This window comes from Streptococcus parasanguinis, from assembly GCF_047463195.1.
Lineage (GTDB): Bacteria > Bacillota > Bacilli > Lactobacillales > Streptococcaceae > Streptococcus > Streptococcus parasanguinis_R.
Window position 1 is genome coordinate 1 of record NZ_JASHEI010000004.1, and the last position, 21,321, is coordinate 21,321.

At 40.7% G+C, this 21,321-nt stretch carries 15 protein-coding genes; 11 read left to right on the forward strand and 4 right to left on the reverse strand.

What is annotated here, in order from left to right; translation table 11 throughout:
• The first annotated feature begins 392 nt into the window (after positions 1-392).
• Positions 393-2,339: a C69 family dipeptidase gene (locus QM870_RS04455; RefSeq protein ID WP_414368781.1), complete on the forward strand. Its 1,947-nt coding sequence runs from the start codon at positions 393-395 to the stop codon at positions 2,337-2,339.
• Between the two features lie 146 nt (positions 2,340-2,485).
• Here the strand turns inward: QM870_RS04455 and QM870_RS04460 are convergent.
• From QM870_RS04460 to QM870_RS04470, 3 genes are all read right to left on the reverse strand, one after another.
• Positions 2,486-3,834 (reverse strand): IS3 family transposase gene (locus QM870_RS04460; protein WP_105026051.1). Its coding sequence is split into 2 segments (ribosomal slippage): positions 2,486-3,384 and positions 3,384-3,834, totalling 1,350 coding nucleotides; the frame shifts between segments, so codons are not numbered across the junction.
• Between the two features lie 105 nt (positions 3,835-3,939).
• Positions 3,940-4,848 carry a UTP--glucose-1-phosphate uridylyltransferase GalU gene (gene galU, locus QM870_RS04465; RefSeq protein ID WP_049491186.1) on the reverse strand — a complete coding sequence of 303 codons (909 nt, stop codon included), beginning with the start codon at positions 4,846-4,848 and terminating at the stop codon, positions 3,940-3,942.
• 45 nt (positions 4,849-4,893) lie between these two features.
• The gene (locus QM870_RS04470) at positions 4,894-5,910 is read right to left on the reverse strand and encodes an NAD(P)H-dependent glycerol-3-phosphate dehydrogenase (protein ID WP_118227777.1); all 1,017 of its coding nucleotides are present in this window, start codon (positions 5,908-5,910) and stop codon (positions 4,894-4,896) included.
• 272 nt (positions 5,911-6,182) lie between these two features.
• Between QM870_RS04470 and QM870_RS04475 the strand changes: the two genes are divergently transcribed.
• From QM870_RS04475 to pgfM1, 5 genes are all read left to right on the forward strand, one after another.
• A complete protein-coding gene (locus QM870_RS04475) occupies positions 6,183-6,872 on the forward strand; it encodes a gamma-glutamyl-gamma-aminobutyrate hydrolase family protein (protein ID WP_003002057.1) in 690 nt (229 codons plus the stop codon).
• A 114-nt stretch (positions 6,873-6,986) separates the two neighbouring features.
• On the forward strand, positions 6,987-8,990 hold the full coding sequence (locus QM870_RS04480) for a DUF2079 domain-containing protein (protein WP_414368784.1): 2,004 nt from the start codon (positions 6,987-6,989) through the stop codon (positions 8,988-8,990).
• A gap of 162 nt (positions 8,991-9,152) precedes the next feature.
• Positions 9,153-11,342 carry an Ig-like domain-containing protein gene (locus QM870_RS04485; RefSeq protein ID WP_414368786.1) on the forward strand — a complete coding sequence of 730 codons (2,190 nt, stop codon included), beginning with the start codon at positions 9,153-9,155 and terminating at the stop codon, positions 11,340-11,342.
• A 70-nt stretch (positions 11,343-11,412) separates the two neighbouring features.
• Positions 11,413-12,372, forward strand: coding sequence for a glycosyltransferase PgfS (gene pgfS / locus QM870_RS04490; RefSeq protein WP_023919773.1), 960 nt, complete (start codon positions 11,413-11,415; stop codon positions 12,370-12,372).
• 17 nt (positions 12,373-12,389) lie between these two features.
• A complete protein-coding gene (pgfM1, locus tag QM870_RS04495; protein ID WP_414368788.1) occupies positions 12,390-15,317 on the forward strand; it encodes a glycosyltransferase PgfM1 in 2,928 nt (975 codons plus the stop codon).
• A 94-nt stretch (positions 15,318-15,411) separates the two neighbouring features.
• Here the strand turns inward: pgfM1 and QM870_RS04500 are convergent, their stop codons facing one another.
• Positions 15,412-17,220 (reverse strand): Ig-like domain-containing protein, encoded by a 1,809-nt coding sequence (locus QM870_RS04500; RefSeq protein WP_414368790.1) that lies wholly within the window; start codon positions 17,218-17,220, stop codon positions 15,412-15,414.
• 427 nt (positions 17,221-17,647) lie between these two features.
• On the opposite strand from QM870_RS04500, the gene QM870_RS04505 reads away from it, so the two are divergent.
• The 5 genes from QM870_RS04505 to QM870_RS04525 all read left to right on the forward strand — a co-directional run bounded on the left by QM870_RS04505 (position 17,648) and on the right by QM870_RS04525 (position 21,103).
• Entirely contained in the window at positions 17,648-18,094 is a 447-nt protein-coding gene (locus tag QM870_RS04505) for a dUTP diphosphatase (protein WP_049514111.1), read from the forward strand.
• Between the two features lie 9 nt (positions 18,095-18,103).
• On the forward strand, positions 18,104-18,559 hold the full coding sequence (locus tag QM870_RS04510; protein WP_023919765.1) for an isochorismatase family protein: 456 nt from the start codon (positions 18,104-18,106) through the stop codon (positions 18,557-18,559).
• An 18-nt stretch (positions 18,560-18,577) separates the two neighbouring features.
• The gene (locus QM870_RS04515) at positions 18,578-19,093 is read left to right on the forward strand and encodes a histidine phosphatase family protein (RefSeq protein ID WP_414368792.1); all 516 of its coding nucleotides are present in this window, start codon (positions 18,578-18,580) and stop codon (positions 19,091-19,093) included.
• 13 nt (positions 19,094-19,106) lie between these two features.
• Entirely contained in the window at positions 19,107-20,465 is a 1,359-nt protein-coding gene (gene radA, locus QM870_RS04520; protein WP_080554439.1) for a DNA repair protein RadA, read from the forward strand.
• 143 nt (positions 20,466-20,608) lie between these two features.
• Entirely contained in the window at positions 20,609-21,103 is a 495-nt protein-coding gene (locus tag QM870_RS04525) for a beta-class carbonic anhydrase (RefSeq protein ID WP_414368794.1), read from the forward strand.
• The last annotated feature ends 218 nt before the right edge of the window (positions 21,104-21,321 follow it).

The window sequence follows — 21,321 nt, forward strand, 5'->3', positions numbered from 1 at the left end:
CGCAGTGGTTGAGTGGGCTCTACTACGCTGATTTCATCAGCTTTTACAGCCCTACTCAACTGTGCGGAGGTGGGACGACGAAATCGAATTCTAACGAATTACCGATTTCTGTCCCACTCTCTTTTTTTTCTAAAAAATGTAGCGCAATCGTAAACTAACAGAAAATTGTTTGAAAAGCAAAGAATTGTATATATTTATTATAATATGTTTGCAGGAGTCAAGTGGACCCACTATTGCTAGGTCCATAGAGAAGGTAATCATGGGTAAAAAGGTATAAAAATGCAAAATAGAAAGCGCTTGCAAAAGGTTTAGGAAAGGTGTAAACTGGAGATATAAAAATCAAAAATAGTGCTATTTTGTCAGAAGTAGTGCAAAAATAAAGGAGATTTGCCATGAAAAAATGGTTGTTAAAACTCTCATTGGTAGCGATGACACTTTTGCTCCTACCAATTCAAGCTGTTCAAGCCTGTTGCGGTTTTATCATTGGTCGCCAATTGACCAAGGATGGGACCACTCTCTTTGGTCGGACAGAAGACTATCCTTACTATCCAAATGGTGGAAAGCACAACAAAAACTTTGTGGTTGTTGATGCGAAGAACTATAAGGAAGGGGATCAACTGGAAGACGAATCCAATGGTTTTACCTATCCACATGCTGCCAGTGAAATGAAATACACAGCGACTTATGACTCTGCTCGTGGAGATGGTAGTAACGGTGCCTTTGGTGAACATGGATTTAACGAAGCCGGCGTCTCTATGACCTCAACTGTTACAGCAATTCCAAATAAAAAAGTCTTGAAGACTGACCCATTGACAGAAAAGGGAATTCCAGAAGCTGCTATGTTGGACGTGGTTTTACCACGCGTTAAGTCTGCTCGTGAAGGAATCGAACTACTTGCGAAAGTCATTGAAGAAAAAGGTTCAGCTGAGGGGAATACAGTTGTTATTGCCGATCAGAAAGAAACTTGGTACATGGAAATTCTTTCTGGACACCAATATGTAGCTGTTAAAGTTCCAGAAGATAAATATGCAGTTTTTGCCAATACCTACTACCTTGGTCATGTGGATTTGAATGACAAGGAAAATGTGATCGCTTCGAAAGATGTCGAAAAAGTAGCCAAAGAATCAGGTAGTTACAAGACTGATAAAGATGGCAATTTCCATATCGCTAAATCTTATGGACCAGAAAAATATGCTGAAGGAGACCGTTCACGTACTTACGCAGGAATCACTCTTTTGGATCCAAAATCAAAAGTGACTTATGAAGATGATGAATACGAACTCTTCCGCTCACCAACAGATCCAAACAAGAAATTTACTTTGGAAGATGCCTTTGCTCTCCAACGCAACCGTTTTGAACATTTGAATGGTCGTTTTGTTCCAGACGATCAAATTGGTGTCAAGAAACAAGGGGATAATGGTAGCAACGATGCGGTTCGTAAAGACCAATACAAGTATGCTTTAGGAAACGAAAACGTCATCGATGCCCATGTCTACCAAATCAATCCAAAACTTCCAAAATCATTTGGTGGTACGTTATGGCTTGGTATGGGACCATCTCGGAACACTCCTTATGTTCCATTCTATGGTAATCTAAAAGATACTTACGAAGCTTTCAAACCTCAAACAGCAACTTATGATCCAAATTCATGGTATTGGACAGTATGGCACATTGACAATATGGCGATCAATAACCAAGATGTCTTTGGAAAATCAGTCCAAGATCACTGGAAAGCTCTTGAAAAACAATTTATTGTTGATCAAGAAAAGAAAGATATTGAATATTATGCGTTGAAAGATCAACCGGAAGCTGCAAAAGCTGCCGAAGATAAGGTGACAAAAGATGCACTGGAATTGTCTGATCGTCTTTTCCAACACTTCAAAGATTATGAAAAATTAATGGAAAAACAATTAGAGGCAGCTGGACGTAAATCTGATCCATATCGTGCTTCTCAACCAGATAATTATAAAGATCCTGAAGAACCTAAGAAACCAGATACACCAAAAGTTCCAGAAAAACCACAAATCAATGAAGATGTGAACAAAATTAAAATTCCGGCTCCAGATTATGTAGCAACACCTTCTAATAAAGACATTCCAGCAAATGCAGAAGGAAATCCAAATAATCGCTTTGGCTATGCTGCTAACAAGGATAAACAACCTGCTGTATCTTCGAAAGTAGAAACGCCTGTTAAGCCAGAAGAAAAAGTTCAATCTCCGGTTGAAGCTCCTGTAGTAGGAAACAGTGTAAACAACAATAATCGCTTCGGTTCTAACTTTAATCCAGGCGAAATTGAAACTTTCCCAAATACCAATTATTCTTACAATGTTCATCCTTAAACAATAAGAATAAAAAGTGAATTGGACCAAGTCCAATGAAACGAAAGAGGCCGGATTTTTATCCAGCCTCTTTTTTATATAAAAAAACTGACCATTGTAAGGCAGCAAAGCTCTTTGTACTGACCCCAAAAAGTTAGACAATTAATTTAAGCAAAGGATTTAGTTCTGTATTGTACAGGACTAAGTCCTTTTAGTTTTACCTTAATTCGTTTGTTGTTGTAGTAATCAATATAGTCGACAATAGCTTGTTCCAAGTGCTCAAGTGACTGAAACGTATTCTCATAACCATAAAACATTTCAGACTTAAGAATGCCAAAGAAAGATTCCATCATACCGTTATCTGGGCTATTTCCCTTACGTGACATAGATGGTTGGATTCCCTTATTCTTTAAAAAATGATGATAGAAATCATGTTGGTATTGCCATCCTTGGTCACTATGGAGAATTGTATTTTCGTAATGGTTCGCTGTAAAGGCTTGTTCTAGCATAGCTTTCATTTGTACTAAGTTCGGCGAAGTAGAAAGATTGTAGGAGATAATTTCGCTGTTAAAGCCATCTAAAACTGGTGATAAATAAAGCTTTTGACTGCTTGCTGGAATGGCAAATTCTGTCACATCTGTGTAGCACTTTTGCATTGGTTTGGTTGCTTCAAATTGACGTTGAATAAGGTTATCTGCTTTCTTGCCAACCTCTCCTTGGTATGAAGAATACTTCCGTTTACGGCGAATTCGAGCCGTTAAACCAAGTACTTTCATAAGACGCTGCACCTTCTTATGGTTCACTACGAAGCCACGATTTCGTAATTCTAGAGTCATGCGACGATAGCCGTAATTTCCTTTATGCTCAGTATAAATTAACTGAATTTCAGCTTTAACTTGATCATCCTTATCGCTTTGATCCAGCTGTTTTAAGTGATAATAATAAGTTGAACGGGCAAGCTTAATAATCTTTAGAAGGATATCTAAAGAAAACTCTGTTACTAATCCTTGAACAATTTCCGTTTTTCTTCTTGCTCTTTTTCCTCCTTCAATCGGAGTTCTCTCAACTTTTTTAGAACAGCATTCTCCGCTCTCAGGTATTCATTTTCTGCTTGAAGACGTTCTAACTCTGTCATTTCTTCAGGTTTTTTCTTTGGCTTGCGTCCCATTTTAGGTGCTCTCCCTCTTGTTTTCTCAACAATAGTATACCCATTTTTCTTGTATTGTGCCAGCCAATTTGGAAGCATTCCTTGGTTTGGGAGAGCATAATCTAGAGACACCCTTATTTGTGAACGACCTTCAAGCAGAACTTTATCAATAATTTCTCGTTTTAATTTAGGAGAATAATAACGATTCTTCCCCTTTTTGACGAACTCTATACCGTAACGATCAATCAATTTAATCATGTACCTAAGATTAGGAATATTTATCCCGAATATATTTGAAAGCTCTTTGAAGCTTCGCCCTTGTTTTCTAAGTTCATATATTTGAACCTTATCCTTATATGTCAATTTCATAATAAAAACACCCCAAAAGTTAGATTTTTTCTGTCTAACTTTTGGGGTGCGGTTCACTTACATGATATGGCCAGTCTCTTTTGTATTCTGTAGATTTGAAAATGATTAGTCTGCAGTTTGTTCAGTTGCTTCTAATTTTTTTCCAAGGTCAATAATATATTGTTTAAGATCATCTTTGACTTGAGGGTGTTTCAAGGCATAGTCGATCGAAGTTTTCATGAAGCCGAATTTATCACCTACATCGTAGCGTTGGCCTTTAAATTCACGGGCAAAGACTCGTTGGGTCTTATTGAGGGTGTCGATCGCATCCGTCAATTGAATTTCATTGCCAGCACCTGGTTCTTGATTTGCAAGAATATCAAAGATTTCAGGAGTCAAGAGGTAGCGTCCGATAATGGCGAGATCACTTGGAGCATCCTCTGGGTTTGGTTTTTCGACAAAAGTTTCAACGCTATAAAGACCGTTAATACCTTCTCCTTGAGGTGCGATCACACCGTAAGAAGAAACCTCTTCGTGAGGGACTTCCATCACAGCGATGGTTGACGCATGGGTTTCATCGTAGTCGTTCATCAATTGTTTGGTCAATGGCAAGGCATCATCATTAGTGATGTCCATGAGATCATCTCCCAACATAACGACAAAAGGCTCGTTTCCAACAAAGGCTTTGGCTTGAAGAACAGCGTCCCCTAAACCTCGAGGGTGACTTTGGCGGATGAAATGAAGATTGATCGCTGTTGTATCATTGACCAACTTGAGTAAGTCAGTCTTGCCTTTTTGCTCGAGATTGTATTCCAATTCGAAGTTAGAATCGAAATGGTCTTCGATCGAACGTTTGGCCTTCCCTGTTACGACAAGGATTTCCTCAATCCCAGATTTCAGAGCCTCTTCTACGATAAATTGGATCGTAGGTTTGTCAACGATTGGCAACATTTCCTTTGCCAAAGCTTTGGTAGCTGGGAGGAAGCGTGTCCCCAAACCAGCCGCAGGAATGACTGCTTTTCTAACTTTAGTCATATAGTTTCCTTTCTAAAAGGTAGGATTGATGTTAGGGTGGTTGACTTATTTCCACTCATTTTCTTCTTTAAATTCATTGCTCATCATGTGGTGGATGGCTTCGCGGATATCTTTTCCTTCATAGATGACTTGGTAAATGGCTTGTGTAATCGGCATGTAGACATCCAATTCTTGGGCCAGCTCGTGGGCGACTTTGGTCGTAGAGATCCCTTCAATGATCATGCCCATGTTGGCTTCGATGTCTTCCAATTTTTCACCACGTCCGAGAGCATCCCCAGCTCGCCAGTTGCGGGAATGTACAGAAGTACCGGTAACGATCAAGTCACCAACCCCAGACAAACCGCTATAGGTCAAGGGGCTAGCTCCTAGCTTAACGCCAAGACGCGTGATTTCAGCGAGACCGCGCGTGATGATAGCTGCTTTAGCATTGTCCCCATAACCAAGACCGTGCAGGGCTCCAGCTCCGACCGCGATGATATTTTTCAAGGCTCCAGCAGTTTCCACTCCGATAACATCTGTATTGGTATAGAGGCGGAAGTAGTGATTGCTAAAGAGTTCTTGAACATAGCGTGCAGCTTCTAAATCTTTTGAGGCAGCTGTAATGAGGGTGATGTCCCGTACAATGGTCTCCTCTGCATGACTCGGTCCAGAAACGACCACTACTTCACTGCGAAGAGAAGCAGGAATTTCTTCTTCAAGGATTTGAGAAATCCGATCGTGTGTACCAGGTTCTAGCCCTTTAGAAGCGTGCATGACTGTGACAGGGTGATCCAGTGTTTCAGCGACTTGTTTAGCGACCAGGCGGGTCACCTTTGTAGGAACGACAAAAAGGATAGCATCCACACCGTCCAAAGCTGCTTTCAGATCAGTTGTAGCAGTAATTTGATCGCTAATAACGATGTCTTTGAAATAGCGTTGATTGGTATGAGTGGTATTAATTTCATCGATTTGTTCTTGGATATTTCCCCAGAGACGGACTTCATGGCCGTTATCATTGAGGACTTGTGAAAGGGCTGTTCCCCATGAACCAGGACCCAATACTGCAACGGTTTGTTTTTCCATTGTATCTTCCATTTCTATGTCTATTTTTCAACAAGGCTAGGAATCTAGCGCTTGCGCCTTCCAAACGGCCTAATGTGTGCCTTGAAGGACGATTCTATTTTCCTCTCTATTTTAACATAATATAGGTAAAAAAACTTGTATGATCATCAATTGTTTTGTGAGGAAGGTGAGGGTGATAAATAAAATCTATCACGGTTTTAAAAAATACATATTAGACACTATCACTAATGGGTGGTAAGATAAGTAGTAGTTAAAATGAAGGAGGAATGAATATGTGCAGAACAATTGTTGGAGTATCCGCTAATCTCTGTCCGGTTGACCCGGAAGGGAAAAACCTTCATTCCTCCGTGTCTAGTCAATTTGCGGAAGGGATCCGTCAAGCAGGGGGACTTCCAATGGTCATCCCGATGGGAGATCCTTCCTTGGTTAAGGACTATGTTGAAACGATTGACAAGTTGATCCTAAGTGGAGGTCAAAATGTCGATCCTAGTCTCTATGGCGAAGAAAAAACCATCGAAAGTGATGATTACAATATCGAACGTGACCAATTTGAGCTTGCCCTACTGAAGGAAGCAGTTCGCCAAAACAAACCGGTTCTAGGAATCTGCCGTGGGGTTCAGTTGATCAATGTGGCTTTTGGAGGAACACTTAACCAAGAGATCGAAGGTCATTGGCAAGGACTTCCGTTTGGGACTTCCCATTCTATCGAGACTAAAAAAGGTAGTGTGGTAGAGCAACTCTTTGGTCAGGCTAGTCGGATCAATTCCGTTCACCGTCAAAGTATCAAGGATCTTGCACCAAATTTCCGTGCGACTGCCTTTGATCCGCGTGATCACACCATCGAAGCGATTGAAGCAGTAGATGGCCATCGTATTATGGGCTTGCAGTGGCATCCAGAATACTTGGTCAATGAAGAAAAAGGGAATTTAGAACTCTTCCGTTATTTATTACAGGAATTATAAGAAAAAGAGAGGTTGAATTGGTATCAACCTCTCTTTTGGTATGGTTATTACTATCTAGAAATAGTAAGGGTTTTGTGCTAGAATAGGAACTACAATTGGGAGGTATTGATAGAAATGAAACTTGCTAAGACAATGAACCTTAACTATTTATGGTTGCTTCTAGGTTCTTATTTTGTGGCCATGATGGTCAATCTATTGAGTTTTTCAACAAAGGAATTATTTCTAGAACTGGGTAAAGTGGGATGGACCCATACAGTGCTTGCTTTGTTCATTAGTTATCCTATTCTTTGGTTTTTGACGGAGAGTAAGAAGTATATCTGCATACAAAAATTGAATCTCTGGATCGCGGCAGGTATCCTATTTATTTCTATTTTGAAAAGTCCGAGTCTCTTTATGTCATTGGGCCTAGTGTTGCTCTCACTGGTCTTGTTTCTATATTTTTATTTAGGAAAAGAAACAATCGCTTATATCTTCTTAGCGGTAGATGTCTTGTCTTTTCCGAAATTGTTGCTACAAACCAGTGCCAATCTTCAAGATAAGGAACTGGGAATCTTTACGTTTACGATTTCTGAATCGAAGTTGCCTACTTTGATTTGGCCAGTATTAGTAGCCGTTATCGTTGCCGTCCTGATCGGTTTTCTTCTCTCCAAGGTTTCTTTGGCTAAAGTTAATGAAACCTGGGTTCGAAGACTCACAGTGGTGACACTAATCGGTGGTGTTTTCTATGTGCTCTATCTATCGATTGTTGCCTATTATAAGATTAAAGCCAATGCGGTCTCTTCTTTTGATATTGGAATCTTTTCACAGATGTTTGAGAGAATGAGACATGATTTTTCACAAGTTACCACCCTTGAAAGAGATAGGGCCTTATCGCATTTTGGAGTCCATATTTCTCCTATTTATTATTTGATCTTGCCCTTTTATATGCTATTTCCTTATGTGGAAACATTAGATATCGCTCAAACAGTGATTGTCTTTTCTGCAGTTATCCCGCTTTGTTTGATTCTAAAGAAAATACAATTGCCAAAAGTCATGACGCCACTCGTGCTTGCCCTCTTTTTTGTGACTCCGGTCATGACAACGAGTGGTGGATTCCATTTGCATGAAAATTGTTTTTTGCCTCCATTGATACTTTGGTTGTTCTACAGCCTGATTTCTCAGTGGCGTGGAAGAACTATCTTGTTCACCTTGTTGCTCCTTTTTGTGAAAGAGGATGCCTTTGTCTACGTGCTGTCCTTAGGACTTTATTTTGCTTTTCAACGTCGTTTTACATTCGAGGCCAAGTTTAAAAAGTGGTTGTATCTCAGCTTGTTTGCCTTGCCAATACTTTATTTTGCACTTGCCATGTTCCTCTTAGCAAGATATGGCGAGGGAGCTATGGTTTCTCGATACAATAATCTATTATTAAGTGGCGAAAACGGCCTCCTGATGGTTGTGAAAAATGTAGTCCTAAATCCGCTTTATGTTTTGGGAAGTTTATTTACAGCGAAACGACTTGGTTACCTCTTTTTGGTCCTTTTTCCTTTTAGCTTTTTACCACTGATTCAGCGACGTTGGTCTACCTATTTTCTGATGTTGCCTCTTTTTCTCATTAATTTATTGATGGATTGGCCTTACCAATATGATATTGGTTTTCAGTATAGCTATGGTTCGGTCACGCTTCTATTTTTGATGGCTTTATTGTCTATCGATCAATTAAGCAAGAACCAGTCGGCATCAGATAATGTATTGGTGGCTCTACTAGCTTCTTCCATCATTTTTTCAAGCGCCATTCTATATAGTTTCACGCATAATTGGAGTTTTGAAATCCAATACTATCAAACACGCAAAGACTATTTTGATGGGCTCGAAAAGACCCTGCAGGCTATCCCTAAAGATAAAGCGGTCTTAGCAGCAGGTGGCTATACGCCGAGTCTTCGCAGCCATGAAAAATTGTATGATATTTTCTACCATAATGACAAAAAGCTTGATTCTAAGATTGACATAGTGGTAGTTCCAAGGGAAATGCAAGAGGAAAAAAATGGCTATTCTGAAACAGCCACTCTAAACCTCTATAAAAAATCAGGGTATAAAGAGAGCAACTTATCTACAAAAGATGTGCTGATTCTGGAAAAATAATTGTTTGAAAGAGGGAGGTTTATTTAGAAAAAATTCACAAGCCAAATAGCCCTTAAATATACAAAAGATGGATTTTTTGTTCAATAATCTTGACTTTCTCACTATGTTTTGCTATATTATATGCGTTGATTTATAAAAAATCAGCCTAGAAAGGGAGAAAAAATGAAAAAGTTAGCAGTTTATTTGTCAATAGTTTGTTCGCTATTGATTGTGTCATTGACACTTTTTTCTAAAACTGTACAGGCGGAAACGTCTAAAAAAGTCGATGTCATCACGGAGATCAAGATCCAAAATAGCAAAGGTGAAGAATTAGCAACCGGTCTAGGTCGTTATGACACTTTCCGTCTGAATGCAAAATTTGCTTTAGAAGGAAAAAATGTTAAAGCAGGGGATACAACTGAAGTCACTATCGATGGACCAATCGATATCAAGTCTCAGGATTTTGAAATCAACGATACAATCACTGGTAAAAAGATTGCCGATGCAAAAGTTGATGCAAAAACTGGTAAGATTGTCTTGACATTCACAGATTTCGCTCAAACGAAAAATGACGTTTCAGGTTCATTCTTCTTCTACGCTGGTGTTAACAAAGATAAATTCCCAAATGATGGTGAAGTTCCTGTTAAGGTTTCTGTTAACGGTAATGTAAAATTCAACGGTAAAGTAACAAGTACAACAGTTGGTGAAGGTAAACGTTACACAATCATCAAATCTGGTTGGGATAATGGAGATCACAAAAACCTTGGATTCCGTATCTCTGTAAACAGAACTAACGAAGCAATCAACAATGCAGTCCTTTCAGATTCAATAGCATCAGCAGGGGTTACCTACAAAGCTGGCAGTTTCAAAATCTTCAAAGGTACTTGGGTATATAGTGGTGGTAAATGGACGCTTACAAATAAACAAGACGTTACTGCTAACTATACAGTAAATGCAACAGATAAGTCATTCTCTATTGACTTTGGTAATATTTCTGCTAACGATCACTTTGCAGTAGAATATGAAGCAGTTGCTAACTATGAAACTGTTGACGGCGAACAAATTAAGAATACAGCGACAATCAAAGGTGATAACAAAGAGGAGTACCCTTCAAATAGTAAAGTAAACATCCAAATCGCTGGTGGTGAAGGTGTCGGTTACGAATTTAGCATTCAAGTGAAAAAAGTAGACGAAAACGGTGCTCCACTTAAAGGTGCGAAATTCCAAGTTATCCGTGCAACTAACCAAGATATCATTGGTGAGTTTGAGTCAGATGCTAATGGTGAATTCACTGTTAAGAACATCTTGCGTGACAAATACATCATTAAAGAAGTTAAAGCTCCAGAAGGTTATGAGTTGGCAGCTGATACTGTAGTTGAAGCTGGTGAATTCAAAACACCAAAAGCTCCTGTAGCTAAGAATATTGTAGACCAAAAAACAACTACAACTACAACAACTACAACAACCACCACGACTACAACAACCACAACAACTACTGCAGAACCAACAACCACCACCACGACTACTGCAGAACCAACGACAACGACAACAACTACTGCAGAACCAACAACCACCACCACGACTACTGCAGAACCAACGACAACAACGACGACTACTGCAGAGCCAACAACAACAACGACGACTACTGCAGAGCCAACGACAACCACAACGACTACTGCAGAGCCAACGACAACCACAACGACTACTGCAGAGCCAACGACAACCACAACGACGACTACTGCAGAGCCAACGACAACCACAACGACTACTGCAGAGCCAACGACAACCACAACGACTACTGCAGAGCCGACGACTACTACAACTACGACAACAGAAGAGCCGACGACTACTACAACCACGACAACAGAAGAGCCGACGACTACTACAACTACGACAACAGAAGAGCCGACGACTACTACAACCACAACAACAGAAGAGCCGACGACTACTTCAACTACGACAACAGAAGAGCCGACGACTACTTCAACTACGACAACAGAAGAGCCGACGACTACTTCAACCACAACAACTGCAGAGCCGACGACTACTTCAACCACAACAACTGCAGAGCCAACGACCACAACAACGACTACTGCAGAACCAACGCCAACGACAACCACAACGACTACTGCAGAACCAACGCCAACGACAACCACAACGACAACTCCAGAGAAACCGGTGACTCCAGGAAGTGAAGGATCAACCACGACGACCACGACTGGAAAACCAGGACCAAAAGGTGGAAACAATGGAGGAGGGCGTAAAGCGCTTCTTCCTAATACAGGTGAAGTTGCAGCAACTGGATTTGTATTCTCAGGAGCCTTTGTGTTAGCAGGTGCAGTCGTATTGAAACGAAAATTGTCTATTAAATAAACAATGAGTTTCTACATAAGGGGAGAGCATGAGCTCTCTCTTTTTTGGGAATGTATTATGGAGAAAAGGGATGAAATTATCAATCTTAATAACCCTCTTGAATGAGGAGCTGGTACTTCCTCAAACCCATCGTGAAATTTCTAATCAGCTTGAGCAAATGTTAGGGAAAGAGCTCTCTGATTATGAAATCCTCTACATCGATGATGGAAGTAGTGACAAGACCTTTGAGTTAATTGAAGAATTTGCAAGAGAAAACGACCGCATCAAATATATCCGTTTCAGTCGAAATTTTGGACGAGAGAGTGGTATCTTGGCTGGTTTTAAATATGCCAGTGGGGATGCGGTGATGGTCATGGACGGGGATCTCCAGCATCCACCATACTTGATTCCCTTATTCTTAGAAGCTTATAATGAGGGCTATGATATTGTTAGTGGCCAACGAACTCGTGAAGGAGAATCTTTTGTAGGAAGTTCCTTTGCACGTTTGTTTTACTTTTTGTCAAATCGCTCCATGGATGTGCACCTAACAGATGGGAAATCTGAATTAAGACTGCTTAGCCGAAAAGCCATGGAAGCCTTTGTGTCAATGCCAGAGTACAATCGCTTTAATAAAGGTTTGTATGAATGGATTGGTTTTAAAGAGAAAGTAATTCCTTATAAGAATGAAACCCGTAAGGCTGGAAAGAGCAAGTTTGGTTTTAAGAAATCTTTGAATTATGCGATTCAAGGAATTATTTCTTTTAACGATCGTCCTCTCCGTGTTTGTATTCAATTCGGTTTCATCTGTTTAGGGCTGGCTCTTTTATATCTAGTTTTTGAGTTGATGAAATATATCTTCGCTGCTGGGAATTATGTGAGTGGTTATTTCACAACGATTGCGGCTATTATATTATTTAGCGGAGTGCAACTCATCTTCATCGGAATTCTTGGAGAGTATATTGGCAAGATCTATTACGAAGTGAAGCGTCGTCCTCATTTCATCATTGAAGAGACCAATATCGAACAAGCGAAGAAAAATCATATCGGCTAAAGAAGATAGGAGAAAACATGTTAATCTGGTTCATGCGTTGGCAAGAGTTTTGGAAAAAACATCCAAAGAAAGTTCTCTATGCTACAAGTGCCCTGCTCCCAATGACCATCATGCTCATTGTGTGGGCTTTTATAGGGATGTATCCTTTTGGAAGCAAGAGTCTGATGGCTGTTGACTTTGGACAGCAATATATCAGTTTCTTTGGCTTGCTAAAAAATGCCATCTTGACGGGGGATCTATCTAGTTTGAGTTATTCTTTCACCAAGTCTCTTGGTGGAGATATGATCGGTGTGCTCGGCTACTATTTAATGAGTCCCTTCAACATCATCTATATTCTAGCTCCCCTCAAATATTTTGGAGCAGCAGTATTTTTAACCATTTGGCTCCGCTACGGGGCAATCGGTCTATCCTTTGCTTTCCTTTTAATCAAGCGCTACAAAGGATTAGAATCTAGAAAATGGTTGGTTCCATTATTCTCGACAGCCTATGCCTTGTCAGGAATGTTGGTTTCTTATCAGATGAACGTCATCTTCTATGATGCCATGATCATGCTTCCTATTGTGATTGTGTATTTGGAAGAATTATTAGATGGGAAATCTCCTTATCGCTATGCTTTTGCTCTGGGATTGACGGTCTTGCTTCAGTTTTATATGGGCTATATGATCTCCATTTTCATCGCTCTGTATGCCTGCTACTATGTATCGCCAAGATTGCTGGTTGAGGGAGATCTAAAGGCAAAGATTAAAAACTTTAGTATCCCTTTATTGCAAGCGGTGATCTATTCGATTATTGGGATTGCAACAGCTTCAGTCTTGCTCTTGCCTGTATTTTTCAACCTGATTGAAAGTAAGGGGCAAGTTGGTGGAGGCATGAGCTTCTCATTTGCCTTCCAAATTAACCCTTTAGATATTCTTTCTAAGTTGGTTGTTGGTGGCTTTGATACGACATCAGGGTGGTCAGCGGGTCCCAACCTTCCCAATATTTATATTGGAGCGCTCGGCTTTCTTGGTTTTATCTTTTATTTCCTATCGCAAAAAGTTGGAAAAGCCAAAAAATGGGCTGCAGGGATTGTTACCCTCATTTTCCTGATTTCCTTTGTCAATGAATTTGTCAGTAAGATATGGCATATGGGACAAAACCCAGCCGGTTTCTTCTTCCGTTTTTCTTGGCTATTTTCATTCTTTATACTAGTCCTAGCTTATCAAGCGATGAAGCAGAAGATCGTTATTTCCAAACGAACTAACTGCATCATCGGCTTGGGCTTGCTCTTGTCGGTGGTTTATCTCTATTTCCATCAGTATAGTTTTATCTCAAAGACCCAACCGCAAGCGATCAGTCGTTTCCTCTCTAAGTTCTCTATTCTAAGTGTTCTGGGAATAGCAGCAGTGACCTGCTTCATCTTCTATGCGTATTGGGAAAAATCTCAGAAGAGCCAATTGGAAAAAATGATTCGAATGGCTCTAGCAGCAGTATTTCTAGTACTAGCTGCCGTCTTATTAAAGACAGGTTATCTCTTGTCGCAAGTGGGGATTACAGCGATGCTCTACTTGAGCATTCTCTTCATCCTAAACTTTAAGATCTCACGTTTGTCCATGATTGTCGTATCTGTGCTGACAATTTTTGAGTTTGGCTATAATGCGTATTTGTCCCAAGTAACATTTGGGTATGATGATGTGCACAAGTTTGCAGATGCGACCGTTTCGGTCAAGCGCGTGACAGACAATATCCAAGAAAATGCAGATCAAAAATTCTATCGGATTGCCGCAGATTTTGCCTATTCCAGAACAGTTCCTTCCTTGGTGTCCTATCCAGGCTTAAGTACCTTTAGCTCAAGTTTGGAACGTAGCACCATGGATCACTTTGCTTTCATGGGAGATCTGGGTGTCAATGCGGCGACTCAATATTCAAATGGGACACCTTTGACAGATGCTTTATATGGTGTTCGTTACTTTATGAGTGCCAAGGATTTTGATCCCAAAGAGATTGAAGCCAATCCAGATAAGATGTACTTTTATCGATTTACAGACCGCTTTGATCTGCATCGCTATTTCACAGACAAGGTCTATGAGGACAAGCGTTATGTCGTCTATAAGAATCCAAATTCCTTCCCACTTGCATACGGGACTAACAGTCTGGTAAGAAATATTCAATTTGGTGCCAATAATGCCTTTGCTAACCAGAATATCATTTTGAACTCCATGGAGGGGCATCAAAAGGCCAATAATGATACCGTTGAGTACTTTAAACCTTTGGCGTTCAGCTCGATCGAGACCGAAAATGTGATTGAAGAAAAGGTCAATAAGGAAACGGGAGAAGCCATCTATAAGAGAGCGGATTCGTCAAAAGATGCTATTATTCGTTATAAGGTCACTCCGCGTACCAATTACACCTATTATTTCTTTACTCCTGTATCTTTGATCCAAAACCAAGATTACTCGGTTTTACTCAATAATAAATGGTTGCTCAATGCTAAAATTTTTACGCAAAGACAAATTTGGCAGTTGACAGATCAAACTGAAAACCAAGAAACCGTTATTGAATTTAGATTTAGAACAGATCACATTGATATGAGCAATGCAGGTGTTTATCGTGCCGACGTTGATCAGATTCAACAGGTATTAGAAAACCGGAAGAAACAAGGTTTACAAGTAACCAAGTTTTCAAATACCCATATTGTTGGTGATGTGTCTATCACAGATGATAGTAACTATATGATGACTTCTATTCCATACAGCGATGGCTGGAAAGTGAAAGTGGATGGGAAGTTTGTCAAAACCGAAAAAGCATGGAATGCATTCTTATCCTTCCCAATCTCAAAGGGAAATCACAAGGTTGAATTCATCTTTAGACAAAAAGGAGTGATCCTAGGTGCCTTGCTATCCATTGTTTCCGTTGCTTACCTTGTCATTCAAATGAGAAGAAGCAGAAGTAATGAAGGACAATAAGGTTCGAGAGTATCAAAAACTGTTATAAGCACAAAAAAAGATCGCATCCAATTGGATGCGATTCTTTTTTTATATGATCCGCACTTGCGAACGATTAGTTATTAGAAATCTTGCGTTTCAAGATGACGGCTCCTGATAGGATGGCAACGCCGATCAAGATAACACCAGTAGCGACTGCTTCACCTGTTTTCGGAAGGAATGTCTTGCGACCTCCGTTTGAAGTTGTGGTGTCAGAATCACCTGGGTTACCAGGTTTGGTCGTAGTCGTTGTTGGCCCCTCTGGCGTTGTTGTCGTAGTCGGCGTAGGCCCTGGTTTTTCAGACGTAGTTGTAGTCGTCGTTGTAGTTGTAGTGGTTGTCGGCGTAGGTTTTGGACCTTCTGTCGTCGTTGTTGTAGTTGTTGGCTCTTGAGTCGTAGTCGTTGTTGTAGTAGGTTCTTCAGTTGTCGTTGAAGTTGTTGTTGACTCTGGAGTTGTTGTAGTGGTAGTAGGTGCAGGTTCCTCAGTTGTTGTTGTCGTCGTAGTCGGCTCTTGAGTTGTCGTTGTAGTGGTAGTCGGCTCTTGAGTTGTCGTTGTAGTCGTCGTAGTTGTAGTGGTTGTTGTAGTCGTCGTTGTCTGTTCTTTTGGATTGACGATCGTCTTCGTAACCTTATGGTCCTTACCAAAATCTTCAGCATTTACGACGGTATCAGCCTCCTTGATCGTATAACCCGCAGGAGCCTCGGTTTCTGTTAAGATGTACTTATCTTTTAAGAGAGCATTAACCGTAATATCTCCGTTCTCATCTGTAACGTATTCCCCAATCACTTGGTTGTTGGCTTGACGAACGATTTTAAACTTAGCTCCAGCAAGCGGCTGGCTTTCATCGTTTACCTTGTGGACATGAATTGTAAAGACATAACCGACACCAGATCCTCCTGCAATTTGAACGGCAGCTTTATTTACTGCTTCTTTAGTATCGATGTTCTTACCTTTTAAAGTAGCCTGGTTATTTAAGATTTCCCCATCGACTGGTGAGTAATTTAAATGAACATCATACGTAATACGGTATTGATCCGTCTCACTAATATCTCCAAGATTCACAACAAATGATTGACCATTTTCACCAACAGTTACAGGATGTTCATTGGTTACATCCTTAGTATTATTAAATTGCCATCCACCATCGACATAAGACATCTCACCTTTTGTCACACGAAAACTATCTTTAACATAAGAAGCATTGGTAAATTGCAATGTGTCTTCTACTGTAACCTCTTTAATATTTTGCTTTAGTTGGTTCACAGAAATGGTATAGGAAATAGTCTTAGGGTCATCTTTGTGAACCCAACTTGTTTTCTTTAAAAGGTTTGGATCACCATCACCAACCCCTTTAAAGGTAACTTTACCTGCAATAATTGTTTTGTTGTTAACCGTCACTTCAACCGGAATTTCTCCTTGTTGAGGGTGCTTTTTGAAGTCGATACGGGCATAGAAGAAGAACGATCCATTTGTATCGGAATGTTTTTCAACATAGTCTGTATACGTTAATGATAATTTTTTATTTTCAGCATCAACAGTAGCATGAGCGATAATTTCATTTGTGTTAATATCGCGAATTTCAAAACTATCGGATGTGATAATTAATGCATCTGGTACGGTAACTGTAGTTTGGTCACCTGCTTTAACATTTTTACCTGCTAAATCATATGTTGCATTAATACGGAACGTTGCCCATTGTCCTAATTCCCAATCAAGGTTGCCGCCTTCATTATTGGAAACTTGTATGTTTGAAATTGTATCGACCCATTTTCCGCTTACTGTCACTCCAGGAGTTTCTGCTGAAGTGCGATTCAGACCTAAAGCGAAAAGCATGGCCACTAAACAAAGGACAAATGAGAAAATTTTGATATTCCTATTCTTCATCTTATCTTCCCTTTTCATAAAAAAATTAGTGCCTAATCATCAATACCTGATTACTTTTAACGATATGGATCTTTCAAATCCTATCTGTTGGTAATTAGAATCGAGTGCTGAGACACGACTTCCATTAAATAATTTTATAGGGTAAAATATTTTACTTTTAAAATTATTCCCTACACAGGGAATTATAGCAAAAATAATAATTGGCTTCAAGCTAAAATCGGTGAAATTAGGTGTTTTTAAGCTGTTTCATTAATTTTCACTTTCTTTTAGAAAACAACCATGAAATCATCATATAATTTACAAATAATGAAGGTGAAAAAGGAGGTTTTTACTCAAAAAATACGAATAGTAGTATAGGGGAGACGATAGGGCAAAGTGATGGTATAATAGAAGAGATGGAAACTATTTAGATAAAAGAGGAATTATGATGACAAAAATTCGTGGATTTGAACTTGTATCAACCTATACTAATCTGGACTTGCTGCCAAAGCGGGAGACAGCGCATGCGGCCGGCTATGACTTAAAAGTGGCAGAACGCACGGTGATTGCTCCTGGGGAAATCGTCCTCGTTCCAACTGGGGTCAAGGCCTATATGCAACCGACTGAGGTGCTCTATCTCTATGACCGTTCCTCTAACCCTCGTAAAAAAGGCCTGGTCTTAATCAACTCTGTGGGCGTTATCGATGGAGACTATTATGGCAATCCAGGAAATGAAGGCCATATCTTTGCTCAGATGAAAAACATCACCGATCAAGAAGTTGTTCTTGAAGTTGGAGAACGTGTGGTTCAGGCTGTCTTTGCACCATTCTTGATTGCCGATGGAGATGAAGCAGACGGCGTGCGTACTGGTGGATTTGGTTCGACAGGGAAATAGAGGAATAAAATGGCAGACTATTTATTAGTTGTAGACATGCAGTCAGATTATGTTGCTGTAGGAAAAGCATATCATGAAGAACTGACTGCAGCTGTAAATGACAAAATTGCTACCTATCCTAGCGAACGAGTTATCTATATTCTCAATCGTTTTTTCTGGGAGAGAAAAGATAGAAAGAAGAAATTTGCGACCGGCTTGCTGCTTGTATCTTCTCGTATTTTTGAAAAGCGTCGGGCTTCTTGCTTTACTAATCCAGATTTAAAAGATTTTTTAGAGGAAAACGGTGCTAAAAGTATAGAGTTTATAGGGGTAGATGGCAATGGCTGTGTTAAGGCTTCCGTTTTGGCAGCTACCAAGGAGAATTATCAGGTTTCTGTCGATTTGTCTGCTGTCGGAGTTGCCAACCAGAAGAAATTCTCTAAAACACTGAAGCAGTGGCAAGATTGCGGAATCAAGATTGGATAGTTTTATGGGGATCTTAATATGAAAATTATTTTTATCCGTCACGGGGAGCCAAATTACCGTGAGTTAGAGGAGCGTTCCTATACTGGATTCGGGATAGATTTGGCACCCTTATCTGAGAAAGGAAGACAACAAGCTCAGGAACTTTGCAAAAATCCTTTATTTGGCTCAGCTGATATCATGGTGTCTTCTGCAGTGACGCGAGCTTTAGAAACGGCTTTTTATGTATCCTGTGCTACTGGCCTTCCTTTGAGGGTAGAGCCATTATTGCATGAATGGCAGGTTTATGAAACAGGTATAGAGAACTTTGAAACAGCTAGATGTCTGTTTTTAGAAAACAAGGGGGAGTTGCTCCCAAATTCTCCTGTTCAATATGAGACAGCTGTAGAGATGAAGTCTCGTTTTCTAGAATGCATGGCTAAGTATCGGGGACATCAAACTGTGGTAGTTGTAGCCCATCGCATGCTTATGCGCCAGTTTGTGCCAAATGAGAAGATTGATTTTTGCCAAGTGATTGAGTGTGAGGTAGAGATATAGAAAGAGGTTTATCATCGCAAAGAAAAAAACGACATTTATTTGTCAAAATTGTGCCTATAATTCACCCAAATACCTAGGGCGCTGTCCTAACTGTGGTTCTTGGTCTTCTTTTGTTGAGGAAGTTGAGGTCGCTGAGGTTAAGAATGCGCGTGTGTCCTTGACGGGTGAAAAGACCAAACCCATGAAATTAGCGGACGTGACCTCTATCAATGTCCATCGGACCAAAACTGAGATGGAGGAGTTTAACCGCGTCCTTGGAGGCGGAGTGGTACCAGGAAGTCTCGTCCTCATCGGTGGGGATCCTGGGATTGGGAAATCGACCCTTCTCCTTCAAGTGTCGACCCAGCTATCTCAAGTGGGAACGGTTCTCTACGTTAGTGGAGAGGAATCAGCCCAGCAGATCAAACTTCGAGCAGAGCGCTTGGGGGATATCGACAGTGAGTTTTATCTCTATGCCGAGACCAATATGCAGAGCGTGCGAGCAGAAGTAGAGCGTATCCAGCCTGATTTTCTGATCATTGACTCCATTCAGACGATTATGTCTCCTGAGATTTCAGGGGTGCAGGGGTCTGTTTCTCAGGTGCGTGAGGTGACGGCTGAACTCATGCAGCTGGCTAAGACCAATAACATCGCCATCTTTATCGTCGGCCATGTGACCAAGGAAGGAACCTTGGCTGGTCCACGTATGCTGGAACACATGGTGGATACGGTGCTCTACTTTGAGGGCGAGCGCCACCATACCTTCCGGATCCTGAGAGCGGTCAAGAACCGGTTTGGTTCGACCAATGAGATTGGGATCTTTGAGATGCAATCAGGTGGACTGGTTGAGGTTCTCAATCCTAGTCAGGTCTTTCTGGAAGAACGCTTGGATGGGGCAACTGGATCGTCCATCGTGGTCACCATGGAAGGGACGCGTCCGATTTTGGCGGAGGTGCAGGCCTTGGTGACTCCAACTATGTTTGGAAATGCCAAGCGGACGACGACAGGGCTTGATTTCAATCGGGCCAGTCTCATCATGGCAGTGCTAGAAAAACGAGCGGGTTTGCTCCTTCAAAATCAGGATGCTTACCTCAAGTCTGCAGGTGGTGTCAAGTTGGATGAGCCAGCTATCGACCTAGCGGTTGCAGTTGCCATTGCTTCCAGCTACAAGGACAAACCAACCAACCCGCAGGAATGTTTCGTTGGAGAGTTGGGCTTGACAGGAGAAGTCCGCCGGGTCAATCGGATCGAACAACGGATCAATGAAGCTGCCAAGCTCGGTTTTACCAAGATTTATGTTCCGAAAAATTCTCTGACGGGGATTTCGACACCATCAGGGATCGAGGTGGTCGGTGTGAGTACACTGTCTGAAGTCTTGAAGAAAGTATTTTAATTTTAATAGTAGAAAAGTCTTAAACGGGAAGTTTAAGGCTTTTTTTCAGATGTGACAGATGACAGGAGGTATCCCCTGACAGAAAGGATCGGATGTGGTAAAATAATAGATAATTTGAATTTCAAAGGAATGAAGGAGAGACCATGTCTTATTTTGATAATTTTTTAACAGCTAACCAAGCTTATGTGGCGCTACATGGAGACCTCCGTCTTCCGATTAAGCCCAAAACACAAGTAGCCATTGTGACCTGTATGGATTCCCGTCTTCACGTGGCGCCGGCACTAGGTCTGGCTCTTGGAGATGCTCATATTTTGCGGAATGCTGGAGGGCGCGTGACTGATGACATGATCCGGTCTTTGGTCATTTCCCAGCAGCAGATGGGCACCCGTGAAATTGTGGTCTTGCACCATACAGACTGTGGCGCACAGACCTTTGAAAACGAAGCTTTCCGTCAGCATCTCAAGAAAGAACTGGGTGTGGATGTAGGAGATCGCGATTTCCTTCCTTTTCAAGATATTGAGGAGAGTGTCCGCGAGGATATGGAGCTTTTAAAGGCTTCTCCTTTGATTCCAGAGGATGTCGTTATTTCGGGAGCTGTGTATGATGTGGATACTGGATTGATCTCAGAAGTGAAATAATGATATAGAAGAGTATAGGAAGACAGAACGATCTTTGTTTTCCTGTATTCTTTATTTGATGTAAAAAAAGTGAACCAAATAGGAAAAAATGTGACAATTTAGCACAAATTATTAAAAAATATGTGGTATAATATGACATTTTGACAAGAATATTACAATTAAATTTCAACAGATTGACTGCAGATGTCAATGATGTTACAATTTTATTTGTATCATGG

What these genes read in the sequence shown, in the direction of transcription:
- QM870_RS04455 (WP_414368781.1), top strand. Translation starts at nt 393, where the DNA reads ATGAAAAAATGGTTGTTAAAACTCTCATTGGTAGCGATGACACTTTTG.
- galU (WP_049491186.1), bottom strand. Translation starts at nt 4,848, where the DNA reads ATGACTAAAGTTAGAAAAGCAGTCATTCCTGCGGCTGGTTTGGGGACA.
- QM870_RS04470 (WP_118227777.1), bottom strand. Translation starts at nt 5,910, where the DNA reads ATGGAAAAACAAACCGTTGCAGTATTGGGTCCTGGTTCATGGGGAACA.
- QM870_RS04475 (WP_003002057.1), top strand. Translation starts at nt 6,183, where the DNA reads ATGTGCAGAACAATTGTTGGAGTATCCGCTAATCTCTGTCCGGTTGAC.
- QM870_RS04480 (WP_414368784.1), top strand. Translation starts at nt 6,987, where the DNA reads ATGAAACTTGCTAAGACAATGAACCTTAACTATTTATGGTTGCTTCTA.
- QM870_RS04485 (WP_414368786.1), top strand. Translation starts at nt 9,153, where the DNA reads ATGAAAAAGTTAGCAGTTTATTTGTCAATAGTTTGTTCGCTATTGATT.
- pgfS (WP_023919773.1), top strand. Translation starts at nt 11,413, where the DNA reads ATGAAATTATCAATCTTAATAACCCTCTTGAATGAGGAGCTGGTACTT.
- pgfM1 (WP_414368788.1), top strand. Translation starts at nt 12,390, where the DNA reads ATGTTAATCTGGTTCATGCGTTGGCAAGAGTTTTGGAAAAAACATCCA.
- QM870_RS04500 (WP_414368790.1), bottom strand. Translation starts at nt 17,220, where the DNA reads ATGAAGAATAGGAATATCAAAATTTTCTCATTTGTCCTTTGTTTAGTG.
- QM870_RS04505 (WP_049514111.1), top strand. Translation starts at nt 17,648, where the DNA reads ATGACAAAAATTCGTGGATTTGAACTTGTATCAACCTATACTAATCTG.
- QM870_RS04510 (WP_023919765.1), top strand. Translation starts at nt 18,104, where the DNA reads ATGGCAGACTATTTATTAGTTGTAGACATGCAGTCAGATTATGTTGCT.
- QM870_RS04515 (WP_414368792.1), top strand. Translation starts at nt 18,578, where the DNA reads ATGAAAATTATTTTTATCCGTCACGGGGAGCCAAATTACCGTGAGTTA.
- QM870_RS04525 (WP_414368794.1), top strand. Translation starts at nt 20,609, where the DNA reads ATGTCTTATTTTGATAATTTTTTAACAGCTAACCAAGCTTATGTGGCG.